This is a genomic window from Dysosmobacter sp. Sow4_B12 (genome assembly GCF_052116665.1).
Lineage (GTDB): Bacteria > Bacillota > Clostridia > Oscillospirales > Oscillospiraceae > Oscillibacter.
Map to the genome: position 1 here is coordinate 131,559 of NZ_JBQKKR010000001.1, position 20,678 is coordinate 152,236.

Sequence of the window (20,678 nt, forward strand, 5' to 3'; positions counted from 1 at the left end):
TCCGGGGGAAAAAGATTGTTTTCCGGCATGTTATGTCTCATCCTATCTGCCGCACGGCGGCGTTTTGGTATATGATATGCAAGCGGAAAGACGGGTTTGACAGGAGGAAAAATATGGACCTGCATCTGCATGACAAAGTGGAACTGAAAAAAGCGCACCCCTGCGGCAGTAGCCGGTGGGAGATCCTGCGGGTCGGCATGGACATCAAGCTTCGCTGCCTGGGCTGCGGCCATGAGCTGATGCTGCCCCGGAGCAAGGCGGAAAAAAGCATTCGGAAGATCGTGACGGAGGAGGAGACAAAATGAGCAAAAAGACCCGCGTCGTGGCGCTGGTACTGGTGGTGGTCATGATCGTGGCCATGGTGGCCTCTATGATCGTCCCTTATATCGCATAACCTTATACGCCTAATCTGTAAAGCAAAACAGCCTAACAGCTAAGATGGCCGTTAGGTTGTTTTTTTATTTTCCTCCATGTCCCTTTTGCGACGGCTTTTCCATCGGGAGCGTCCTATAATACTGCATTGTAGCATCTCATTCACCGGAAAGGGGGATGACGGTTGTGACTGTGGTGTATCTGGACAGTGTGTTTATGCTGAATAGCTTGATGGACTATTTGCTGCTGCTGGGCACGGCCCGTCTTGCCGGTATTCCGCTTCGCCGGCTGCGGTATGCGCTTTCTGCCGTGGGGGGAGGACTGTATGCCGCGGCGGTGTTCCTGCCGGGAATGGAATTTTTGGCGGAATCTCCTGTAAAGCTGGCAGCAGGCGTATTACTGGCGGCTGTGGCTTTCGGCGGGGAGGCCCATCTTCTGCGGCTGACGCTGCTGCTCTTTGCTGTTTCCTGCGCCCTGGCGGGCTGCGTGCTGGGGCTGGGCTTGGTGGCAGGCGGCGGTGTGCCGGCGGTCAACGGTATTTTTTACACGGATGTGGACGCACGGACATTGCTGGTGGCCGCCACAGCGGCTTATGTGGTGTTGGCGGTAATTTTCCGGGCGGCTGCACGCCATGGCTTGCGGGGAGAACTGCTGCGGACAGAGGTATGCCTAAGGGGGAAAAGCGTCCGTCTGACAGCCCTGCGGGATACGGGGACCAGCCTTGCAGACCCGGTGAGCGGCCAGCCGGTGCTGGTGGTGTCCCGGGGCGCTCTGGACCCGCTGCTTCCGGCAGCGGTAAAACGCCTTATGACAGAGCGGAGCCTCTGCCTGCCGGCAGACCTGCTGGAGCCTCTGCGGCAAGCGGCGTCGGATTTGCGGTTTTATCTGCTGCCGTATCGGGCGGTGGGGGTCCAGGGGGGATTGCTGCTGGCGGTGCGGTCAGATTGGACAGACGTGGAAGGAAGGCGGTATCCGGGATTGTCGGTGGCCCTTTCACCCACGGAACTGGGGACAGCGTATCATGCCCTCTGGGGCGGACAGGCGGGAAGGAGAGGTCGGTATGAACAGGAGCTTGGAGCGGCTGCGGCGTCTGCTGGCAAGGCTGGGGCTGCGGAGAAGTGAAAGTGTCCATTACATCGGCGGCAGCGACACACTGCCGCCGCCCTTGACAAAGGAGCGAGAGGCAGAGCTTTTGGCGCGGCTGGGGGAGGAATCAGCCCGTCAAGAGCTCATCGAACATAATCTCCGGCTGGTGGTATACATTGCCCGGCGCTTTGAAAATACCGGCATCGGGATCGAGGATCTGATTTCCATTGGAACCATTGGCCTCATCAAAGCGGTGGGAACTTACCGGACAGACAAGAATATCAAGCTGGCTACTTATGCCTCCCGTTGTATCGAAAACGAGATTTTGATGTTCCTGCGGAAAAACGCCAACCGAAAGGGGGAGGTGTCCTTTGATGAGCCGCTGAACACCGACTGGGATGGAAACGAGCTGCTTCTTTCCGATGTGCTGGGGACCGAGGAGGACACGGTCATGCGGCCCATTGAGGAGGATGTGGACCGGGGCTTGCTGGCGGCGGCCATCAACGTGCTCTCTCCCCGGGAAAAGCAGATCATTTCCCTGCGCTTCGGCCTGGGAGGCGGCCGTGAGCAGACACAGAAGGAGGTGGCGGACCGGCTTGGTATCTCCCAATCCTATATTTCCCGGCTGGAAAAACGGATCATTTCCCGGTTAAAAAAGGAGATCCTGCGGTTGTCTTGACAAATGAAATACCATATCGTATAATACTTGCTGTTCAAATGCAGGGAAGAGGAGCAGTACAGATACGCCAAAGCAAAGAGAGGAAGCGGCCGGTGAGAGCTTCCGTGAAGCGTATGTGGAAGTCGCCTTGGAGCAGCCGTACTGAAACAGCAGTAGGACGGACGGGAACTCCCGTTACAGAGTCATAAGCGCCGCATCTTTCAGAGGAGCGGAATCCAGGTGGTACCACGGACATTTGTTCGCCCTGAGCCTTTTGGCTCGGGGTGTTTTTTTTGATCCAACATCTTGATAAATTGGGAGAAACCGTATGCATTTTGAAGTGGATATGAAAATGGACCTCCGGCGTTTGGTTGCGCTGAACGCCTTGGCGGAAAAAACCTTCCGCCGGGGCCAGATGCTAGTGTTCCGGCTGGTGATGCTGGCGCTGGGCGGCTGGCTCAGCTGGACGGCGGGGCGTACCTTACTGGCGGAAGGTATCCGATTTGACCAAACCTGCAAGCTTCTCACTGGATTGCTGGTGCTGGCCATCGGCCTGTTTACCAACACCATCAGCGCCTGGCTGAATCAGATGACCATTATACCGGACGGAAAGCTGAGCTTTGGAGAAAAGTTCTTCACAGAGAAGAGCAAGTATCAAAAGACCCAGCACCGTTACAGCGATATTTTCGCGCTGAAGAGCTACCGGGGCTATGATTTCATTTTCCTGGACAAGCAGCGCAGCTTGATCCTGGCGCCGGATGGCATCAGCGGCGGTACGCCGGAGGAGCTCCGCCGTCTCATCGAGGAAAAAAGCGGAAAACAGTTTGAATCTGTCAAATAAGTCTTGATATAGAGTAAGGAGGAACCCCAATGAATAAAGAACTGCCGAAGGTGTATGAGCCCCAGCAGGTGGAGGGCCGCATCTACGAGATGTGGGAAGAAGCCGGCTGTTTCAAGGGCGACCCCGATCCTAAGAAGAAACCTTTCTCCATCGTCATGCCGCCCCCCAACGTCACCGGTCAGCTGCACATGGGCCATGCCCTGGACTCTACCCTCCAGGACATATTGACCCGTTTCAAGCGGATGCAGGGCTATTCCGTTTTGTGGCTGCCCGGCACGGACCACGCCGGCATCGCCACCCAGATCAAGGTGGAGGAGGAGCTCCGGGTCAATGAAGGCAAGACCCGTTATGACCTGGGCCGTGAAAAATTCCTCCAGCGGGTATGGCAGTGGAAGGAAAAGTACGGCGGCCGCATCGTGGAACAGCAGAAGAAGCTGGGCGTTTCCTGTGACTGGAGCCGCTCCCGCTTCACTATGGACGAGGGCTGCTCCAAGGCCGTCCGGGAGACCTTCTGCGAGCTGTATGATAAGGGCTTGATTTACAAGGGCAGCCGCATCATCAACTGGTGTCCCCACTGCATCACCGCCCTTTCCGACGCTGAGGTGGAGTATGTGGACAAGCCCGGCCACCTGTGGTATATCCGTTATCCCCTGGCGGACGGCTCCGGCGACCTTGTCGTGGCCACCACCCGGCCCGAAACCATGATGGGCGATACCGGCGTGGCTGTGAATCCGGAGGATGAGCGGTTCAAGCATCTGGTGGGCAAGAAGTGCATTCTGCCCATTATGAACCGGGAGATCCCCATTGTGGCGGACGACTATGTGGAGCTGGGCTTTGGCACCGGCGCTGTGAAGATGACTCCCGCCCACGACCCCAATGACTTTGAGGTGGGCCTGCGCCACAACCTGGAGGTCATCCGCTGCATTGGCGATGACGGCAAGATCAACGAAAACGGCGGCCCATACAACGGCATGGACCGTTACGAGTGCCGCAAGCAGATCGTGAAGGATTTGGAGGAGCAGGGATATCTGGTCAAGACCGAACCCTACAATCATAACGTCGGCACCTGCTACCGCTGCCATAACGATGTGGAGCCCCTCATTTCCGCCCAGTGGTTTGTGAAGATGGAGCCTCTGGCCCAGGAGGCCCTGCGCGTGGTGCGTGATGGCGAAGTGAAGTTCGTCCCCGAGCGGTTCTCCAAGACCTACACCAACTGGATGGAGAACGTCCATGACTGGTGCATTTCCCGCCAGCTGTGGTGGGGCCACCAGATCCCTGCCTGGTACTGCGACGAGTGCGGCCATATCAACGTTTCCCGGGAGGACCCCACCCAGTGTGAAAAGTGCGGCTGCACCCACTTGACCCGCGACCCCGACGTGCTGGACACCTGGTTCTCCTCCGCCCTGTGGCCCTTCTCCACGCTGGGCTGGCCGGAAGAGACCGAGGATCTGGATTATTACTATCCCACCTCTGTCATGGTCACCGGATACGACATCATCTTCTTCTGGGTGGCCCGGATGATTTTCTCCGGCTGCGAGCAGATGAAGCAGATTCCCTTCCACACGGTACTCATCCACGGCTTGGTCCGGGACGATAAGGGCCGCAAGATGTCCAAGTCCCTGGGCAATGGTATCGATCCCCTGGAAATGGCGGAAAAGTACGGCGCCGACGCCCTGCGCTTCAACCTCATCACCGGCAACAGCCCCGGAAATGACACCCGGTTCTATACGGAAAAGTGCGAGGCCATGCGGAACTTTGCCAACAAGATCTGGAACGCCAGCCGTTTCGTGATGATGAACCTAACCATCGACCAGTGCCGGCTGCCTTCTTCTGAAAAGCTGGCTCCCGAGGACAAATGGGTCCTTTCCAAGCTGAATACCCTGGTGAAGGAAGTCACGGAGAATCTGGACAGCTATGAGATCGGTGTTGCTTCCGCCAAGGTCTATGACTTCATCTGGGACACCTATTGCGACTGGTATATCGAGCTGACCAAGACACGGCTGAACGGCGAGGATGAGGATGCCAAGCTGGTGGCTCAGAATGTGTTGTGCTACGTGCTGACGGACCTCCTAAAGCTGCTGCACCCCTTCATGCCCTTCATCACCGAGGAGATCTTCCAGGCGCTGCCTCACGAGGGCGACTTCATCATGACTTCCGAATGGCCGGAGTATCAAGAGAGCCTGTGCTTCCCCGCGGAGGAAGCGGCTATGGAGGCCGTCATGGATACCATCAAGGCCATCCGTGCCCGCCGGGCCGAGATGAACGTGCCCCCCTCTAAGAAGGCCGAGGTCATTCTGGTAACAGAAGAGCCTGCCATTTACGAGCAGGGTATCCACTTCATCCAGCGTCTGGCTTACGCTGAGAAGGTGACAGTTACCGGCAAAGCGCCGGAGGAGCTGGCGGGTCTGGTGAATATTGTCACGCATAAGGCCAACGCATATATCCCCTTGAGCGAGCTGGTTGACTTCCAGGCGGAGCTGGAGCGTATCGCCAAGGAGAAAGAAAAGGCCGAGAACGGTCTGCGCATCACGGAGAAGAAGCTCTCCAACGAGAAGTTTGTGGCCAATGCCCCCGAGGCGGTGGTCAACGCTGAGCGGGAAAAGGCCGCTAAATACCGGGAGCTTATCGCCAAATTGGAAGAGTCTGCCAAGGCCATGCAGGCATAACTTAAAAGTACGAACAAGGTCCCCGCTCATGCGGGGGCCTTGTTTTAAGGGAGATACCCCATGGATATCAGAAAACTGACAGAAAATGAAAAACCGGCAGCGATGGAGCTTGCCTGGCGAGTGTTTTTGGAATTCAAGGCGCCGGAATATTCGCCGGAGGGAGTTCTGGCATTTCGCACCTAAATTACCGATCCGGCTGCTGTATCAGCTTTGGAGGTTTACGGTGCTTTTGATGGAAAGGTCCTCTTGGGGGTATTGGCCGTCCGCCAAAACGGTACGCACATTTCTCTGTTTTTTGTTGACCCGGCCCGACACCGACAGGGCGTGGGGAAAGCTCTTTTCCGCCGGTTTTTGATGGACAGGGGCAATGGGGCGGTAACTGTCCATTCCTCTCCCTATGCGGTGGAGGTTTACCGCCGCCTGGGCTTCTGTTCCACTGCACCGGAGCAGATCTCCGATGGTATTCGATACATCCCTATGGAACGTAGGGGAGAATAGCGTATAAGGAAACACTCTTCAGCAAACACTTTGTTGCTGAAGGGTGTTTTTTTACCATTTTATGCTCTCAAACCCGCTGCCGGGACTTCTCAAAAGCTGTATGACGGGTGCTGGCAAGGCCGAACATGAGGGGCGGCAGAAGAAATTTTGTAAAATACCGCAAAGCGGAAAGAATCCGACAAAAAAGAAACAAGGCAGCTTCTATAATGGAGGAGAAATGCAGCTAAAACCACATAGGAAAAGCAAAAGGGGAATCACTATGGAGATCAATGCAAAGAGTTCGGACCGGAACCTGCTTCTGGAGTTCAGCGGCGAACTGGACCACCACGGAGCGCGAAATAGCTTACGGGAAGTGGAAATGGCCATCGATGCGGCATTGCCGAAAACGCTGGTGCTGGATATGTCGGGAATCACCTTTATGGACAGCTCCGGTATCGCACTGATTCTGCGGGCCCAGCAACGGATGCAGCTATTGGACGGCAGCGTTCTGGTCTGCAATGTGCCGCCGCAAGCCCGCAGGGTGCTGGATGCCGCCGGCATCGGACGCCTTGTGACGATACGCTGAAAAGGAGGGTTACATAATAATGAAAACAAAGGTCATAAACGAGGTCCTGCTGGAATTTCCCAGCCGCAGCAGCAACGAGGGCTTTGCGCGGGCGGCTGTGGCCTGCTTTGCCGCCCAGATGGACCCTACGCTCAATGAGCTGGAGGATATGAAAACGGCAGTCAGCGAGGCGGTGACCAATGCCATCGTTCATGCCTATCCGGATGCCATTGGTAAAGTGACAGTACGGGCACGCATCTGTCCGGGAAACGTGCTGGAGCTGACAGTGAAGGACCATGGACGGGGAATCACGGATGTAGCAAAGGCACGGGAGCCTTTGTTCACTACCGGGGGTGAGGAGCGCAGCGGTATGGGCTTCACCATTATGGAAAGCTTCATGGACAAGCTTACCGTCCGTTCCGTGCCGGGACGCGGTACCACTGTCGTCATGCGAAAAAAGCTGGCGTCCCGGGTAAAGACAGGAAAATGAAGGCGCAGCTGGAACTCCTAAGGGCAGCTCAAGCCGGAGACCGGGACGCCTGTGAGCGGGCAGTGGCAGAAAACAGCGGCCTTATCTGGAGCATTGTGCGGCGGTACTATGGCCGCGGGGTGGAAGCAGACGACCTATATCAGCTGGGCTGCCTCGGTTTTTTAAAGGCGGTCCAGGGGTTTGACTTCACCTACGGAACCTGCTTCTCCACATATGCCGTCCCCAAAATCGCCGGGGAAATCCGGCGGTTTTTGCGGGATGATGGCATGCTGAAAGTGGGGCGGGGCCTTCGGGAGCAAGCGCAATTGCTTTACACATCAAGGGAACGCCTGCGTCATCGTCTCGGGCGGGAGCCGGTCTTATCAGAGCTTGCGGAGGACACGGGACTGACTCCGGAGGAAATCGCCCGGGCGGATCTGGCCACGGACACGCCGGAATCCCTGCAGCAGGAGACAGCGGATGGATTAACGTTGGAGGGAATGCTGGGCACGGAAGCACCGGAAGAAGCAATGGTGGAGCGTATCGCCCTGCGGGAGGCCATCGACCAACTGCCGGAAAAAGAGCGGATGACGATTTTGCTGCGGTATTTCAAATCCTTGACTCAAGAGCAGACAGCCCGGATTCTGGGGGTATCCCAAGTGCAGGTATCCCGGCTGGAGCGCCGTGGCTTGCAGCATCTTCGGGAGAGCTTTGGGCTTTGAAGTAGGATTCGTCTTGAAACTCCGTCATGGTGTTCCAGTAGCGCTTCGGCATATTGGTTTGCCGGCATTTTGGGTTGTAGCGCTCCTTGATGGCAATGGTTTCGTAAAAGCATTTCCAAAGCAATCGGTAATGGGCCTCCACTTCATCCGGCGGCGCCATTTGAAAATGCTCCAGTGGTTGGATGACAGCCTTGCCGTTGGCATAGAACAGGGCTTCCCGGTGTGTGCGGTCGTAGAGGAAAAATTTCTCTCCCTGGTAGCGGGCACAGAAATGGCTGCGCAGCAAAGGTAAAACCCGGTTTTTTGGCTCGATCTCCCCACCCAGCACACCGCCTAGGTCAGAAAAGCGAACGAAGCCCTTCAGCAGGTGGGCTTCGCCGTTGAGATGCCGCACAGCCCGGAGCACAGGATACAGCGTTTCATCGGAAAAGTTCCGCAAAAAACCGGGACCCTCCCGCAGTAGCTTCACCACCAGCCGGTACAGATAAAGCTCTTTGTCCGGCAGGCAGGTGAGGAACCCCTTTTGCACCAGATCCGCTGTATAGGGAGAACACTTTACAATTTTTCTGTATACACGGTTGGCGTGGTCCCGGTCTGTTGAGATGCTCCGGGAGGCAAATAATGTGGGCACAAGGTCCTCATCGCAGCAGATGGCGGTGAGGACCTCTTTGTTGGCATAGCTATCAAAAATGCAGCAGAGGAAGCCCTCAAAGCTGCCATCGTAATAATAAATCATATCTGTCATGGAAAGACCTCATACAGACGCAGGAAGATCAAACAGGGACAGCTGCACCGGCTCCGCGTCTGGGAGAAGCGGATGCTCCGCGGCGATCAGATTCCGCAAAAGGCTGTCCGGTGTGAACAAAAGCCCTTCTGCACGCTTTCCAGATGCAGTAAGAAAATATTGAGCCCGCTTCATGACAACACCCATTTTCTGCAGGTCCTCTATCCGCAGTTTGCCGGCCCGGCGGGCGGTCAAGATACGTCTTGCGGAAGTGACGCCGATACCGGGGACCCGCAGTAATGCTTCGTAGTCCGCGGTGTTCACCTCCACAGGAAAAAAATCCAGATGGGCCAATGCCCAGCTGCACTTGGGGTCTACCAGAGGATTGAAATCCGGATGCTGTTCGTCCAGCAGCTCCTCCGCACGAAAGCCGTAAAATCGCAGCAGCCAATCCGCTTGATACAGACGGTGCTCCCGCAGTAAAGGTGGTTTCACATCCTTGGAGGGCAGCAGAGCGTGCTCTACCACCGGAACATAGGCGGAGTAGAACACGCGTTTGAGACGGTATCGATCATAAAGCCCTTGCGTCAGCCGCAGAATGTGAAAGTCGCTGTCCGCTGTGGCGCCTACGATGAGCTGAGTGCTCTGTCCCGCCGGGGCAAATTTGGGAGCGTGTCGGTACTTGACAAGCTCCTCTTTGCTCTGCTTGCTCCGTACCTGTATCTGGCGCATAGGGGAGAGAATGGCTTGCTTTGTTTTGTCCGGTGCCAGTGTCCGCAATCCCGCCTCTGAGGGCAGCTCAATATTGACACTCAAGCGATCAGCCAGAAATCCCAGCTGTTCCACCAGCTCCGGCGCCGTGCCCGGGATGGCTTTTGCGTGGATGTAGCCGTTGAATCGGTATTCTTCCCGCAGGATGCGAAGGGCTTTGATCATCAACTCCGTGGTGTAATCCGGGCTGCGGAGAACCCCGGAGGAGAGAAAGAGTCCCTCAATATAATTCCGCCGGTAAAAACTGATAGTCAAGTCCGCCAGCTCATGCGGTGTGAATGCGGCCCGCTTTGTATCGTTGCTGCGGCGGTTGACGCAATATTTGCAGTCAAACACGCAGCAATTGGTCATAAGGACTTTCAACAGCGTCACGCACCGTCCGTCGGCGGAAAAGGAGTGGCAGCACCCGGACACAGAGGAAGAGGTGTTGCCGATATATCCTTTTTTGGCAGTACGGTTTCCGCCGCTGGATGTGCAGGCGGCATCATATTTGGCGGCGTCTGTCAAAACCGTCAGTTTTTCCAGGACATCCATGAGAAGAGATCGGTCACCGGGCCGCGGCTCTGCGGGGATGTTTCTGGGAAGGCTGTTCAATGTAATTGATAACGCGGAACAGCTGTGCCGTCAAGAAAGTGACGCCTACCAGCATAAAGAAGAAGCCCCAACCAGTCATCGTTCACATCCTCCTTATTCGAACTTTTGTTCTATACATACTATAACTCGAACAATCGTTCGTGTCAAGTAAAAATCGAACAAATATTCGAAAAAAATCCCCGACCAAATGGCCGGGGATTTTTTCATGGAAGGGGTTGAGAAAATTCAAAGATCTGACAAAACTGCGTCAATTTTCTCCGACCGGAAGGCTCCTGCCTGCTGAGGGGCCTATAAGGATAGGAAAAGGGGAAGCGGCTTTGATAAAAATTTACGATGGAATCGTAATAATAGTCCGTGTTTGATCCAGGGAACTCCCAAAGCTCCTGGGTGCAGACAAACAAGCAGGTCCTTTTTTTGGCGCCTGCAGGGAAACTGTACCAGGCGCGGATAAATGTGTTTTCCAAGGGGCCGGAAAAGTAGTTGTCCACCGTCTCTGCGCTTTCCTGGACAGGAACGATCGTTCGATACACTGTTCCGCCTTTTTCGTAGGAGAGATAACAAGCGCCATCCCGTCGAACGGTGCTGGAATTCGCGAATTCCGCAAGGTTCTGCCAGAACAAGGACGCTCCGTCATCGTACTCCGCCAGTACGTAGAACCGTGCGGTACCGCCGCCCAGATACACCATGGTCCCAGAAAGGCGAAGCGAGGCTGCGTCCTCGTTTTCCAGATACTGGCAGGCTGACGCGCTGGACAGCTGCTGCAATTCCTCCTCCGGCAGCTGGAGCAAAAACGTCTCCGGCATCCCCAGGTCTCTCAGATGCTGCCGGGTGACTTCTGCCTCAGAGGAAACGATTTGTTCGATTGGCTCTGCTTTCAGCCAAACATGGTTGGAAAAAAGTCCACAGAGCAGAACCAACGCCAGCAGGGAAGTATAATACGCCAGTTGGAGCTGTCCGCCGCTGAGCCGTACCGGCGCAGCACGGACGCTGCAGCCCCAGTCCTCCAATTCCGCCGTGATGGCATACAGGCTTTTTACGATGCGGTAAAAAGCAAACGCCATCAAGAAAAATGTCACCCAGCCTGGCTTTGGCCAGAATAGCGCCAGGGTGATGAGCACGGCGTACCAGACTGCGGCCCACAAGAGAGGATCACGGTCCATGGTGTGGTTCGCCGCAGCCGCTGACAGACGGAGGGCCTGCCGCAAAGTCAGAAGTATGGCCATCGTCATCACGGTTTGCAAAACGGTGCGCGGTCCGGACAGAATGTGGCTGTAAGGCGTGGCCGTCAGCACAAAATCAATAAACAGTAATATTGCTTTACAAACGCTGCAATACCAGGAAAACTTGAAGAATTGATTGCTGTCGCGCAGTGTGCGAAAGCCTAAATACAGATGTACCGCACCGACGGCGGGGAGGATATATTGCAGACAGAGAAAATGCAGGGTAAAGCAGGTGAGGCACAGTCCCAGCAGAATACGGTCCATGGCGTTCCGCCACGGCGTCACGGCCCGGACGGTATCCGGAGAGGGAGGCAGCTCTGTGACAGCGTCGACCAGCTCCCGGTCAAATTCATTCCATTCCCTCACGGCTCGTCACCTCCCAACTCCTGCCGCAGCCGCTGACGGAGCCGGTAAAGGCGGCCCTCCGCGGACCGTTCCGACATGCCAGTCTCCGCGGCGATCTGGGACAGCGGCTGCAAATAATAGTAGCGGCGGTAAAATAGCTGCCGTTCCCGGTCGCTGAGACTGTCCAGAACGGCTTTCAGTCGCTCCGCCTGCTCCTGCCGCAGCAGCGCCTCCTCCGGCGTTTCGGGAGAGACCGGCTCTCTCTCACTTTCGGCAAGGTGGGCTTCCCTGCGCCGAAGGGCTTTCAAATGATTCAAGGCTGTGTTCCGCGCCACGGCGGTGAGCCAGGCGGATAAGGACCCTTTGGCGGCATCAAAACTGTCCACTTTCTGCCACAGGAGAAGGCTCACCTCGGACAGGCAGTCCTCCCGGTCTCCGGTTTCCTGCAGAATACCGCCGATCACGTAGCGCAGCAGGGGACGGTAGCGGTCCAGGAGAGCCTCCGTCCCGGCGGCACGGTCCTGCGCAGCAGCTCCAGCAGTTCTGTATCCGACACAAAAAGTCCTCCTTTCCCAAGCCGTTTACTCTATCATACAACAAATGTCAGAAGACACCACGAAAAAAAGCCGCCCGCAGGCGGCTTTTTTTCAAACAGGCGTGTTATTTGCAGGCGGCCAGGTCCTTCAAAAGCTGGTCCACAGCCTCCACCGGAGTGGCCCAGCTGGTGCAGAAGCGCACACAGGTATGCGCATCGTCCACGACGTGGTCCAGCTCATAGGCGTAGCCTTTGTCCTGGAGCTGCTGCAAAACGGTATTGGGCAGAACAGGGAACTGCTGGTTGGTGGGAGAGGCCACAGGGAACTCATATCCCAAGGCGGCCATACCATCCCGCAGGCGGTAAGCCATCTCATTGGCGTGGCGGGCAATGTCGAAATACAGGCCGTTTTCCAACAGAGCCTTGAACTGAATGCCCAACAAGCGGCCCTTAGCCAGAATGGCACCCCGCTGCTTCATATGCCAGCGGAGGTGGTCGTTGGGAGTATTCACCACCAGGGCCTCGCCCATGAGGGCGCCGTTCTTGGTGCCGCCGATGTAGAACATGTCGGTCAAGGCGGCCAGATCCGGCAGCGTCAAGTCATTTTCGGGAGCCGTGAAGGCGGAGCCCAAGCGGGCGCCGTCCAGGAACAGGAGCAGACCGTGCTTGTCACAGCAGGCCCGCAGGGCCGTCAACTCAGCCTTGGAGTAAATGGTGCCGATCTCCGTGCTGTCGGATACGTAGACCATCTTGGGGGCCACCATGTGCTCACTTCCGTTGTGCTCAGACAGGACGAATTCTATGAGTTCCGGGGTCACCTTGCCGTCAGGGCTGCGGACAGCGCAGACCTTATGGCCGGTGGCCTCGATGGCGCCGGTCTCGTGGGTATTCACGTGGCCGGTGTGGGCGGCGATGACCGCCTCGTAGGAAGCAAGGAACGCGGTAATGGTCACAAGGTTTGTCTGGGTGCCGCCCACCATGAAGTGGACGTCTGCGTTAGGGGCGCTGCACAGCTTACGGATGAGGTCGGCAGCCTCTTCACAGTGGTGGTCAAGGCCGTAGCCGCAGGTTTGCTCCAGATTGGTGTCCATCAAGGCCTGCATGACCTTGGGGTGGGCGCCTTCGCTGTAATCGTTGCGGAAACTGTACATTGGAAAAACCTACTTTCTTTCAAAGTTTATAAATTCCTATTGAAATCATACCGCCTTTCCTGTATAAATGCAAGCAGGGAAAGAGAAAACTGCTTAATTAAAAGAAAACGGTAAATACTATCCGGGAAAGCGGAAACTTTTTTGACCGCCGGAACGTCATGATACCATGAAACAAAAAGGATGAGGAAAAAAGCATGAAAAAATATATGACCGCCCTGTTGGCTTTGGCACTGGCTCTTGGCGCACTGACCGCCTGCGGCGCAAAGCAGGATAATTCCGAGGCTGTCGAGGTAGATCTGCCGGCCTTTTACGCGGAGCTGGAAAAGAAGTTCCAGTGGAACGAGGGCTATATGGTGGATCTGGAAGGTGAGATGCTGGAAAGCTACTATCCCGGCATCAGCGACATTCCTGTGACGCAGTTTGTGGCAAAGGCGCCCATGATGAGCTCCGTGGTCAATGAACTGGTGCTGATGCAGTGCCAGAGCGAGGAGGATGCCGCGGAAGCCGCCGCCATATTGCAGACCCGGGTGGAGACCCAAGCTGAGGGCGGCGCCTGGTATCCCGAGTCCATGGAGGCCTGGAGCAAGGCCCAGATCATCCAGCACGGCGCCTATGTGGCCATGTTTGCCTCTGCCTCTTATCAGCAGGAGATGGTGGACGGCTTCGAGGCACTGTTCGCCTAAAAATAGCCGGATTTGCGAGTGGCCGCAGCCTGTCGCTGCGGCCATTCCTTCCATACTGACAGGGAGGAAACGCTGTGGTTTTCAGCAGTCTTACTTTTTTGTTCGCCTATCTGCCTATCACGCTGCTGCTGTATTTCTTGGTACCGCTGCGGTGGCGGAACCTGACGCTTCTGGTGGTGAGCTTGTTTTTTTACGGATGGGGCGAGCCGGTGTATATCACCATCATGTTCGTGTCCATCTTCATCGACTACACCCATGGCCTTCTGGTAGAGAAGTACCGGGACAATGACAAAAAAGCCCGGTGGTTCGTGGGGCAGAGCGTGGTGTTCAACCTGCTGCTCCTGGGCTTTTTTAAATACTGGGACTTCCTGGCGGCCAATTTGTCCCTGCTGCCGGGGGTGGACCTGCCCCAGCTGAACATCCCTCTGCCCATTGGCATCTCCTTTTTCACCTTCCAGACCATGAGCTACACCATTGACGTTTACCGCCGGGATGCGCCTGCCCAGAAGAGCATCATCCGTTTCGGAGCCTTCGTCACCATGTTTCCCCAGCTCATTGCCGGTCCCATCGTCAAGTATAAGACCGTGGCGGCAGCCCTGGACCACCGTGTGAACACGGCGGAGGACTTTGCCCTGGGTGCCCGCCGGTTCTGCGTGGGCCTTGCCAAGAAGGTGCTGCTGGCCAACGCCATCGGTGCCCTGTGGGACACCCAGCTGGCCGCGGCGGAAGCCGGAACACTGACAGCGGCGGCAGGTTGGATGGGGCTTGCCGCGTTCGGCTTCCAAATTTACTTTGACTTCTCCGGCTATTCCGACATGGCCATCGGCCTGGGCCGCATTTTCGGCTTCCGTTTTTTGGAAAACTTTGACTATCCATACCTCTCCGCCTCTGTTACGGAGTTTTGGCGGCGGTGGCACATGTCTCTGACCTCCTGGTTCCGGGAGTATCTGTATATTCCCCTGGGAGGAAACCGGGGCGGAACGGCCAAGACGCTGCGAAATATTCTCATTGTCTGGTTTTGTACCGGCTTCTGGCACGGCGCCAGCTGGAATTTCATCCTGTGGGGACTGTACTTTGCCGTTTGGCTCATTCTGGAGAAGTATGTTTTGAAATCCCTTCTTGAAAAAACGCCCGGATGGCTCAAGCACCTCTATACGCTGCTGGTGGTGTTCGTTGGCTGGGGCATTTTCGCCGTGGAGGACCTTGGTGTCCTAAGCGGATACCTCGCCGACTGCTTCGGCGCCGCGCCGCTGTGGGCCGCTGTGGATGGCTATACGTTCAGAAGCTATGCCGTCACATTTCTGGTGCTGGCCGCTGCCTCCACCACGCTGGGAAAACGTACTTGGCAGCGGCTGCCGGACAAAGCCCAAAAGGTGCTCTCTCCCATATTGATGCTGCTTTCTTTGGCGCTTTCCACCGCCTATCTGGTGGACGGCAGCTACAATCCCTTCCTGTATTTCCGGTTCTGAAAGGAGGCGGACCATGACAAACGCATACAGCCGCTTCCTGTCGGCATTGTTCTGCCTGTTTCTGGGAGGGCTTCTGGTGTGGCATGTTCTTTTGCCGGACCGGGCCCGGTCCGAGGTGGAGAACCGTACACTGGCCCAAAGACCGGAGTTCTCCTGGTCCGCTCTGGCGGACGGCAGCTACACGGCGGCGGTGGAGGAATACTTCGCCGACCAGTTTCCCCTGCGGGACCAGTGGACGGGACTGAAGGCCCGGACGGAACAGGTCATCGGCAAAAGGGAATTTAACGGTGTATACCTCTGCGGAGACACGCTGATCTCCAAAGTGGAAGCACCGGACCCAGCCCTGCTGGAGAAAAATCTCTCCTATGTCCGGCGGCTTTTTGAAAAGGCGGATGCCCACGTGTACCTCGGTCTCATCCCCTCGGCGGCAGAGGTTTGGGAAGAAAAACTGCCTGCCGACGCCCCCAGCTGGGACCAGGCAGAGCTTTCGCGTATGGCGTCGGAACTGGAAATCCCCTTGGTGGACCTGCAAAGCGACCTTGCCGCTCACGCTGACGAGCCCATCTTTTACCGCACGGACCACCATTGGACCAGTCTGGGCGCCTTCTACGGGGCCAACGCCCTGCTGGAGGCCCTGGGAAAGGAGCTTCTGTCCATGGAGGATTTTACGCCTGAAATTGCCAGCGGAGATTTCAACGGAACCTTGTACTCCCAGTCCGGGGTCCATTGGCTGACACCGGATACCCTGGAGTTCTGGGTGGAGGACACGGGGCTTTCCGTCATCTCCTGGCGGACGGGGGAACCGGAGCTGGGGAGCCTCTATGACCGCGCCTATCTGGAAAAGAAGGACAAATACTCTGCTTTCTTAGGCGGCAACCAGCCCCTGTGTGTTATCAAAAACGGCGCCGTCACCGACGGCAGTAAGATTTTACTGGTGCGGGACAGCTATTCCGACTCCCTGGCGCCTTTTCTCAGCCAGCGTTTTTCCGAGGTCCATCTGCTGGACCTGCGGTATTACCGCCTGCCGGCGGCCCAATACGCCGCGGAAAACGGCATTGCCGACATTGCGGTGCTGTACAGCGTTCCGAATTTCATCACGGATAAGAACCTGGTGTTCCTGGCACAGTAAAAAATACGCCGCTCCCGTTGGGAGCGGCGTATTTTTTACGCAGTGGTGGTCTCGTAGGGCCAGTCCACGATGCCGCCGATGTCACTGACATCGGTGAAGCCGAGCTTTCTCAGCTTGGAGGCGGCATCGGCGCTGCGGTGCCCGGTCTGGCAGTAAACCAGGATCTCCGCATCCTTGCCGAAGGGGAAGGGCATGTCCGCCGCGATCATCTCAACGGGCAGGCAAACGGCGCCGGGAATGTGGCCGCCGTCGAACTCTGCTTGGGTGCGGACATCCAGCACGATGAGGTCCGGATTTTCGTCCAACCGCGCCTTGGTCTCCTCCGCTGTTAGGTCAGCGGAATGCTTGGGCTGGGACGGAGCGGTGTTGGGCTTCATGCGGGCGGTGCAGAACTTGATGGCCGCCATACCGAAGCAAATGACAGCCGCCAGCAAAAATAACTGCTGCATGAGAAAACCTCCTGTTTCGGGTTTTATCGACAGTATACCCGAAACAGAAGGAAAAGGGAAGCGTCAGTTTTTTGCGGCGTCTGATGATCCGGAAAAGATGGCGGCGTGTTTTCCGGTTGACCGCGCCGGGATTTTGTCCTAAAATGGACCGTGACATTATAGAAAACTGGTGAACATATGACTGATTTCAATACACGCTACATCGCCGCCAGGCGCGCCGTCATCGCACAGGACTTGAAGCGGCTCAATCCTATGCAGCGCAAGGCCGCCATGACCACGGAGGGACCGCTTTTGCTGCTGGCGGGCGCAGGCTCCGGCAAGACCACCGTCCTCATCCAGCGGGTGTATAACCTCTTGACCTACGGCCAGGGCAGTGACTCGGACTTTGTGCCGGAGTGGGCTGCGGAGGAGGATTTGGCTTTTTTGGAGAATTTCCCGGACCGCCCGGATGACATGGATGCAGAGCGGGCACGCCGCCTATGCGCCGTGGATGTGCCCCGTCCTTGGGAGATCATCGCTATTACATTTACCAACAAGGCGGCGGGAGAGCTGAAGGACCGCCTGGCCGCCCGGCTGGGCCCACAGGCCAACGACATCTGGGCCTCCACCTTCCACTCCGCCTGCGTCCGCATCCTGCGGCGGGACATTGACCGCATCGGATTTGACAAGGACTTCACCATTTACGATACCGATGACGCCAAGCGGGTCATCAAGGACATCGTGAAGGAGCAGAACCTGGACGAGAAAGCCTTCCAACCAAAGAGCATCCTGGCTGTGATCAGCGGTGCCAAGGACAAATACCAGAGCCCGGAGGACTTCGCCAAAGCTCACTCTTCTGAAAACGACTGGAAAATGAGCCGCATCGCCAAGGTATACGCTGCCTACGCCAAAAAGCTTCATGCCGCCAATGCCCTGGACTTTGACGACATCATTTACCACACCGTGACGCTTTTGCAGCAGGAGCCGGAGGTGCTGGCCTATTACCAGAACAAATTCCGCTATGTGCTGGTGGACGAATACCAGGACACCAACCATCTGCAGTACCTGCTGACCTCGCTTTTGGCCGGCGGACGGAAAAACCTCTGCGTGGTGGGAGATGACGACCAGTCCATTTACCGCTTCCGGGGCGCCAATATCGAAAACATCCTGAATTTTGAGCAGCAGTATCCAGACGCCCGGACCATCCGCTTGGAGCAGAACTACCGTTCCACCCAAAACATTCTGGACGCCGCCAACGCCGTCATCCGCAACAACGCGGGCCGCAAGGGCAAAACGCTCTGGACCGATAACGGTGCCGGGGAGACCGTTACCGTCAAGACCAACTTCAACGAGAGTGACGAGGCCAACTACGTAGTGGGAGACATCCTTATGGGGGTGAACCGAGGCCGGAACTTCCGGGATACGGCGGTGCTCTACCGCATGAACGCCCAGTCCAACGCCTTGGAATACGCCATGAAACGCAACGGAATCCCTTATAAAGTGGTAGGCGGCATGAAGTTCTTTGACCGGGCCGAGGTGAAGGATATGCTGGCGTACCTCTGTGTGCTGAACAATCCCATGGACGACCTGCGGCTGCGGCGCATCATCAACAACCCGCCCAGGGGCATCGGCGCCACGACCCTGGACAAGGTGGCCCTGCTGGCGGAGGGGCAGGGCGCCAGCCTGTACGAGATCATCCGCAACGCGGACCTGTTCCCGGAGCTGAAAAGCGCCTGCGGCAAGCTTTTAAAATTTGCCGATTTGATCGATGGCCTCCGCCGCCAGGGGGCCGACCTGGCCCTGCCGGAGTTTTATGACGCCGTCTGCGACCAGACCGGCTATGTGAAGGTCCTGGAGGACAAAAACGACATGGAGAGCCGGGGCCGCATTGAAAACGTCCAGGAGCTGAAATCCAACATCCTGGGCTTTTTGGAGCAGGACCCGGAGGATGCCACCCTCTCCGGCTTCCTCAACGAGATCGCCCTGTACACGGACCTGGACAGCGTGGAGGCGGATGACAACTGCGTCACCATGATGACCATACACTCTGCCAAGGGCCTGGAGTTCCCGGTGGTGTACGTGGTGGGCATGGAGGAGGGGATCTTCCCTGGCTCCTCCGCCCAGTACGACCAGGAGGAGCTGGAGGAGGAGCGGCGGCTTTGCTACGTGGCCATGACCCGGGCAAAGGAGAAGCTGACCCTCACCAACTGCCGCCAGCGGATGCTGTACGGCCGCACCAGCGCCAACCGGGCCTCCCGTTTCCTGGAGGAGATCCCGGAGGAGAACATGCACTGGGAGAGCAAGCCGGAGCGTGCTTTCGGCGGCATGGAGCACGATGCTACCTTTGGCGGCGACCGTTGGGAGGGGGGAAGTGCCTACGGCGGATATGCCCAGCGTCCCGCTCGGCCCTCCACCGGCATCTACACCAGCGGCGGTCTCCGGGAAAACGGCAGCGTCCATTCCTACCGTGCGGAGCAAGCGCCTCGGCAGCGGCCGCTCGCCTCTTCCCGCCAAAGCACGGTAGCGTCCACAGGCCTTATGCAGCTGGAAAAGGGAGATATGGTCCGGCACACCGCGTTTGGCAAAGGCATGGTGTTGTCTGTCCGTCCCATGGGCGGCGACGCGTTGGTGGAGGTGGCCTTTGACCAGGTGGGTATGAAAAAGCTGATGCTGAAATCCGCCGGAAAGCACATGGAAAAGCTGTGAGAAAAGGAGCCGAAGCGACTGCTTCGGCTCCTTTTAAGCTTCCGTATACGATTCACCTTCATTGGCTTCCTCGGCGGCGGGGCCGCTTTGCTGCGCCTCCGTCTGGAACCGGACCAGCACCACTGCTTGGGCGGGGTTGAAGGACACGGCGGCGTGCCGGTTTTTCTTCTGGGCGGCCTCCTCCAGGGCGGCTGCCAATTCCGCCAGTACCTCCCTGGTGAGGTAGCCGCCCCGCCAGTGGAACACGAAGGGCAGTCCCTTGCGGACGAACATCTGTGCCCGCTTCACCACGTCCTCCACCTTGGTGAAGGACAGCTTTTCCTCCCGGTAATAAAAGCGGTCCCCTTTGACGCACGGAGGAACGGGATAGAGGACAGGCTGATGGTCCCGGAACAGGCGGCTGTCATCCAGATTGAAGTAATCCCGGCGGACGACGCCGTCATGACTCAAGGAGCCGTCAAAGGTGGCGTCCAGGTGGTAATATTGGCCGTCCAGCTTCAGAATGTTCCAGGCGTGGCGGTACTTGACGCCCGCTTCCGGATTAGCCTCGGAAATGGCGATGACGCACCACAGCCCCAGAGCGTCGCAGAGGACCTTCACGGATTTGGCGATGCCCTCGCACACGCCAACTCCCTGGCCCAAGGGGCCGATGATCTCGTGGGAGTAAGGCTTTTTCAGCTTGTCGTATCGGACATTTTCACAGATGAAGTCATGGATGTAACGCTCTTTTTCCCAGTCCGACATGCCGCGGACAGGCCGAACCAGCTTTTCCACCCGGGCGGAGAGGGCCCTTTGATGCTCTTTGACCTTACCCTTGTCGAAGAGGTATTCCGGCAGCAGCTCCACATTTTCCGCCCCGTGGGCGAAGCGGTAGGAAAAGCCGGTAACATAGAAGATCTCCGGGCAGTCCAGACGCAGCTGGAAGAAGATGCTGCTCAGCTCGCTGCTGTCCAGGCGGGGCACGGAAAAGCAGGGAGACAGAGCCGTGAAGCCCACCTTCATGGCATGGTACGCCGCCTGGTGGGGCTTGCTCATATGCTGACAGTAATAGGCCTCCATAGCCCCTC

23 protein-coding genes and 1 other annotated feature are annotated in these 20,678 nt (G+C 57.2%); of the genes, 15 read left to right on the plus strand and 8 right to left on the minus strand.

Features of this window, described 5'->3' with window-relative positions:
* Positions 1 to 113: 113 nt before the first annotated feature.
* From ACTQ4R_RS00685 to ACTQ4R_RS00730, 10 genes are all read left to right on the plus strand, one after another.
* Positions 114 to 305: a DUF951 domain-containing protein gene (locus ACTQ4R_RS00685; RefSeq protein WP_441624856.1), complete on the plus strand. Its 192-nt coding sequence runs from the start codon at positions 114 to 116 to the stop codon at positions 303 to 305.
* 244 nt (positions 306 to 549) lie between these two features.
* Positions 550 to 1,494: a sigma-E processing peptidase SpoIIGA gene (locus ACTQ4R_RS00690; RefSeq protein WP_441624858.1), complete on the plus strand. Its 945-nt coding sequence runs from the start codon at positions 550 to 552 to the stop codon at positions 1,492 to 1,494.
* Complete coding sequence (sigE, locus tag ACTQ4R_RS00695; RefSeq protein ID WP_441624860.1) at positions 1,433 to 2,137, plus strand: RNA polymerase sporulation sigma factor SigE; 705 nt, start codon at positions 1,433 to 1,435, stop codon at positions 2,135 to 2,137. Before ACTQ4R_RS00690 ends, sigE begins: the two co-directional genes overlap by 62 nt.
* Before the next feature lie 34 nt (positions 2,138 to 2,171).
* Positions 2,172 to 2,387 (plus strand) — a binding site (T-box leader).
* 57 nt (positions 2,388 to 2,444) lie between these two features.
* Positions 2,445 to 2,957 (plus strand): YcxB family protein, encoded by a 513-nt coding sequence (locus ACTQ4R_RS00700; RefSeq protein ID WP_441624862.1) that lies wholly within the window; start codon positions 2,445 to 2,447, stop codon positions 2,955 to 2,957.
* Positions 2,958 to 2,986: 29 nt separating this feature from the next.
* Positions 2,987 to 5,623 (plus strand): valine--tRNA ligase, encoded by a 2,637-nt coding sequence (locus ACTQ4R_RS00705; RefSeq protein ID WP_441624864.1) that lies wholly within the window; start codon positions 2,987 to 2,989, stop codon positions 5,621 to 5,623.
* A 60-nt stretch (positions 5,624 to 5,683) separates the two neighbouring features.
* The gene (locus tag ACTQ4R_RS00710; RefSeq protein ID WP_441624866.1) at positions 5,684 to 5,806 is read left to right on the plus strand and encodes a hypothetical protein; all 123 of its coding nucleotides are present in this window, start codon (positions 5,684 to 5,686) and stop codon (positions 5,804 to 5,806) included.
* Between the two features lie 72 nt (positions 5,807 to 5,878).
* Positions 5,879 to 6,121 (plus strand): GNAT family N-acetyltransferase, encoded by a 243-nt coding sequence (locus ACTQ4R_RS00715; RefSeq protein ID WP_441625980.1) that lies wholly within the window; start codon positions 5,879 to 5,881, stop codon positions 6,119 to 6,121.
* A gap of 259 nt (positions 6,122 to 6,380) precedes the next feature.
* Positions 6,381 to 6,686, plus strand: coding sequence for an anti-sigma factor antagonist (locus ACTQ4R_RS00720; protein WP_441624868.1), 306 nt, complete (start codon positions 6,381 to 6,383; stop codon positions 6,684 to 6,686).
* A gap of 19 nt (positions 6,687 to 6,705) precedes the next feature.
* Positions 6,706 to 7,155: an anti-sigma F factor gene (gene spoIIAB / locus ACTQ4R_RS00725; protein WP_441624870.1), complete on the plus strand. Its 450-nt coding sequence runs from the start codon at positions 6,706 to 6,708 to the stop codon at positions 7,153 to 7,155.
* The gene (locus ACTQ4R_RS00730; RefSeq protein WP_441624872.1) at positions 7,152 to 7,856 is read left to right on the plus strand and encodes a sigma-70 family RNA polymerase sigma factor; all 705 of its coding nucleotides are present in this window, start codon (positions 7,152 to 7,154) and stop codon (positions 7,854 to 7,856) included. Before spoIIAB ends, ACTQ4R_RS00730 begins: the two co-directional genes overlap by 4 nt.
* Here the strand turns inward: ACTQ4R_RS00730 and ACTQ4R_RS00735 are convergent.
* From ACTQ4R_RS00735 to ACTQ4R_RS00760, 6 genes are all read right to left on the minus strand, one after another.
* Complete coding sequence (locus ACTQ4R_RS00735; protein WP_441624874.1) at positions 7,744 to 8,601, minus strand: TIGR03915 family putative DNA repair protein; 858 nt, start codon at positions 8,599 to 8,601, stop codon at positions 7,744 to 7,746. The genes ACTQ4R_RS00730 and ACTQ4R_RS00735 overlap by 113 nt on opposite strands.
* A 9-nt stretch (positions 8,602 to 8,610) precedes the next feature.
* Positions 8,611 to 9,885 carry a putative DNA modification/repair radical SAM protein gene (locus ACTQ4R_RS00740; protein ID WP_441624876.1) on the minus strand — a complete coding sequence of 425 codons (1,275 nt, stop codon included), beginning with the start codon at positions 9,883 to 9,885 and terminating at the stop codon, positions 8,611 to 8,613.
* Between the two features lie 13 nt (positions 9,886 to 9,898).
* A complete protein-coding gene (locus tag ACTQ4R_RS00745; RefSeq protein WP_441624878.1) occupies positions 9,899 to 10,024 on the minus strand; it encodes a hypothetical protein in 126 nt (41 codons plus the stop codon).
* A 124-nt stretch (positions 10,025 to 10,148) separates the two neighbouring features.
* Entirely contained in the window at positions 10,149 to 11,429 is a 1,281-nt protein-coding gene (locus ACTQ4R_RS00750) for a hypothetical protein (protein ID WP_441624880.1), read from the minus strand.
* 98 nt (positions 11,430 to 11,527) lie between these two features.
* Positions 11,528 to 11,974: a sigma-70 family RNA polymerase sigma factor gene (locus ACTQ4R_RS00755; RefSeq protein ID WP_441624882.1), complete on the minus strand. Its 447-nt coding sequence runs from the start codon at positions 11,972 to 11,974 to the stop codon at positions 11,528 to 11,530.
* 196 nt (positions 11,975 to 12,170) lie between these two features.
* Positions 12,171 to 13,196: a threonine aldolase family protein gene (locus ACTQ4R_RS00760; protein WP_441624884.1), complete on the minus strand. Its 1,026-nt coding sequence runs from the start codon at positions 13,194 to 13,196 to the stop codon at positions 12,171 to 12,173.
* A 194-nt stretch (positions 13,197 to 13,390) separates the two neighbouring features.
* Between ACTQ4R_RS00760 and ACTQ4R_RS00765 the strand changes: the two genes are divergently transcribed.
* The 3 genes from ACTQ4R_RS00765 to ACTQ4R_RS00775 all read left to right on the plus strand — a co-directional run bounded on the left by ACTQ4R_RS00765 (position 13,391) and on the right by ACTQ4R_RS00775 (position 16,477).
* Positions 13,391 to 13,879: a DUF4358 domain-containing protein gene (locus ACTQ4R_RS00765; protein ID WP_441624886.1), complete on the plus strand. Its 489-nt coding sequence runs from the start codon at positions 13,391 to 13,393 to the stop codon at positions 13,877 to 13,879.
* Positions 13,880 to 13,953: 74 nt separating this feature from the next.
* On the plus strand, positions 13,954 to 15,348 hold the full coding sequence (locus tag ACTQ4R_RS00770; protein WP_441624888.1) for an MBOAT family O-acyltransferase: 1,395 nt from the start codon (positions 13,954 to 13,956) through the stop codon (positions 15,346 to 15,348).
* A gap of 13 nt (positions 15,349 to 15,361) precedes the next feature.
* Positions 15,362 to 16,477, plus strand: a complete 1,116-nt coding sequence (locus tag ACTQ4R_RS00775; RefSeq protein WP_441624890.1) for a DHHW family protein — start codon at positions 15,362 to 15,364, stop codon at positions 16,475 to 16,477.
* 35 nt (positions 16,478 to 16,512) lie between these two features.
* Here ACTQ4R_RS00775 and ACTQ4R_RS00780 read toward each other — a convergent pair whose 3' ends face one another.
* Entirely contained in the window at positions 16,513 to 16,926 is a 414-nt protein-coding gene (locus ACTQ4R_RS00780; protein ID WP_441624892.1) for a rhodanese-like domain-containing protein, read from the minus strand.
* Here ACTQ4R_RS00780 and ACTQ4R_RS00785 point away from each other — a divergent pair.
* Both ACTQ4R_RS00785 and ACTQ4R_RS00790 read left to right on the plus strand, forming a co-directional pair.
* Complete coding sequence (locus tag ACTQ4R_RS00785) at positions 16,925 to 17,068, plus strand: hypothetical protein (RefSeq protein WP_441624894.1); 144 nt, start codon at positions 16,925 to 16,927, stop codon at positions 17,066 to 17,068. The two genes, ACTQ4R_RS00780 and ACTQ4R_RS00785, sit on opposite strands and share 2 nt — an antisense overlap.
* Positions 17,069 to 17,103: 35 nt before the next feature.
* Positions 17,104 to 19,611: an ATP-dependent helicase gene (locus ACTQ4R_RS00790; RefSeq protein ID WP_441624896.1), complete on the plus strand. Its 2,508-nt coding sequence runs from the start codon at positions 17,104 to 17,106 to the stop codon at positions 19,609 to 19,611.
* A 33-nt stretch (positions 19,612 to 19,644) separates the two neighbouring features.
* Here ACTQ4R_RS00790 and ACTQ4R_RS00795 read toward each other — a convergent pair whose 3' ends face one another.
* Positions 19,645 to 20,670 (minus strand): transglutaminase domain-containing protein, encoded by a 1,026-nt coding sequence (locus tag ACTQ4R_RS00795; RefSeq protein ID WP_441624898.1) that lies wholly within the window; start codon positions 20,668 to 20,670, stop codon positions 19,645 to 19,647.
* Positions 20,671 to 20,678: the final 8 nt, after the last annotated feature.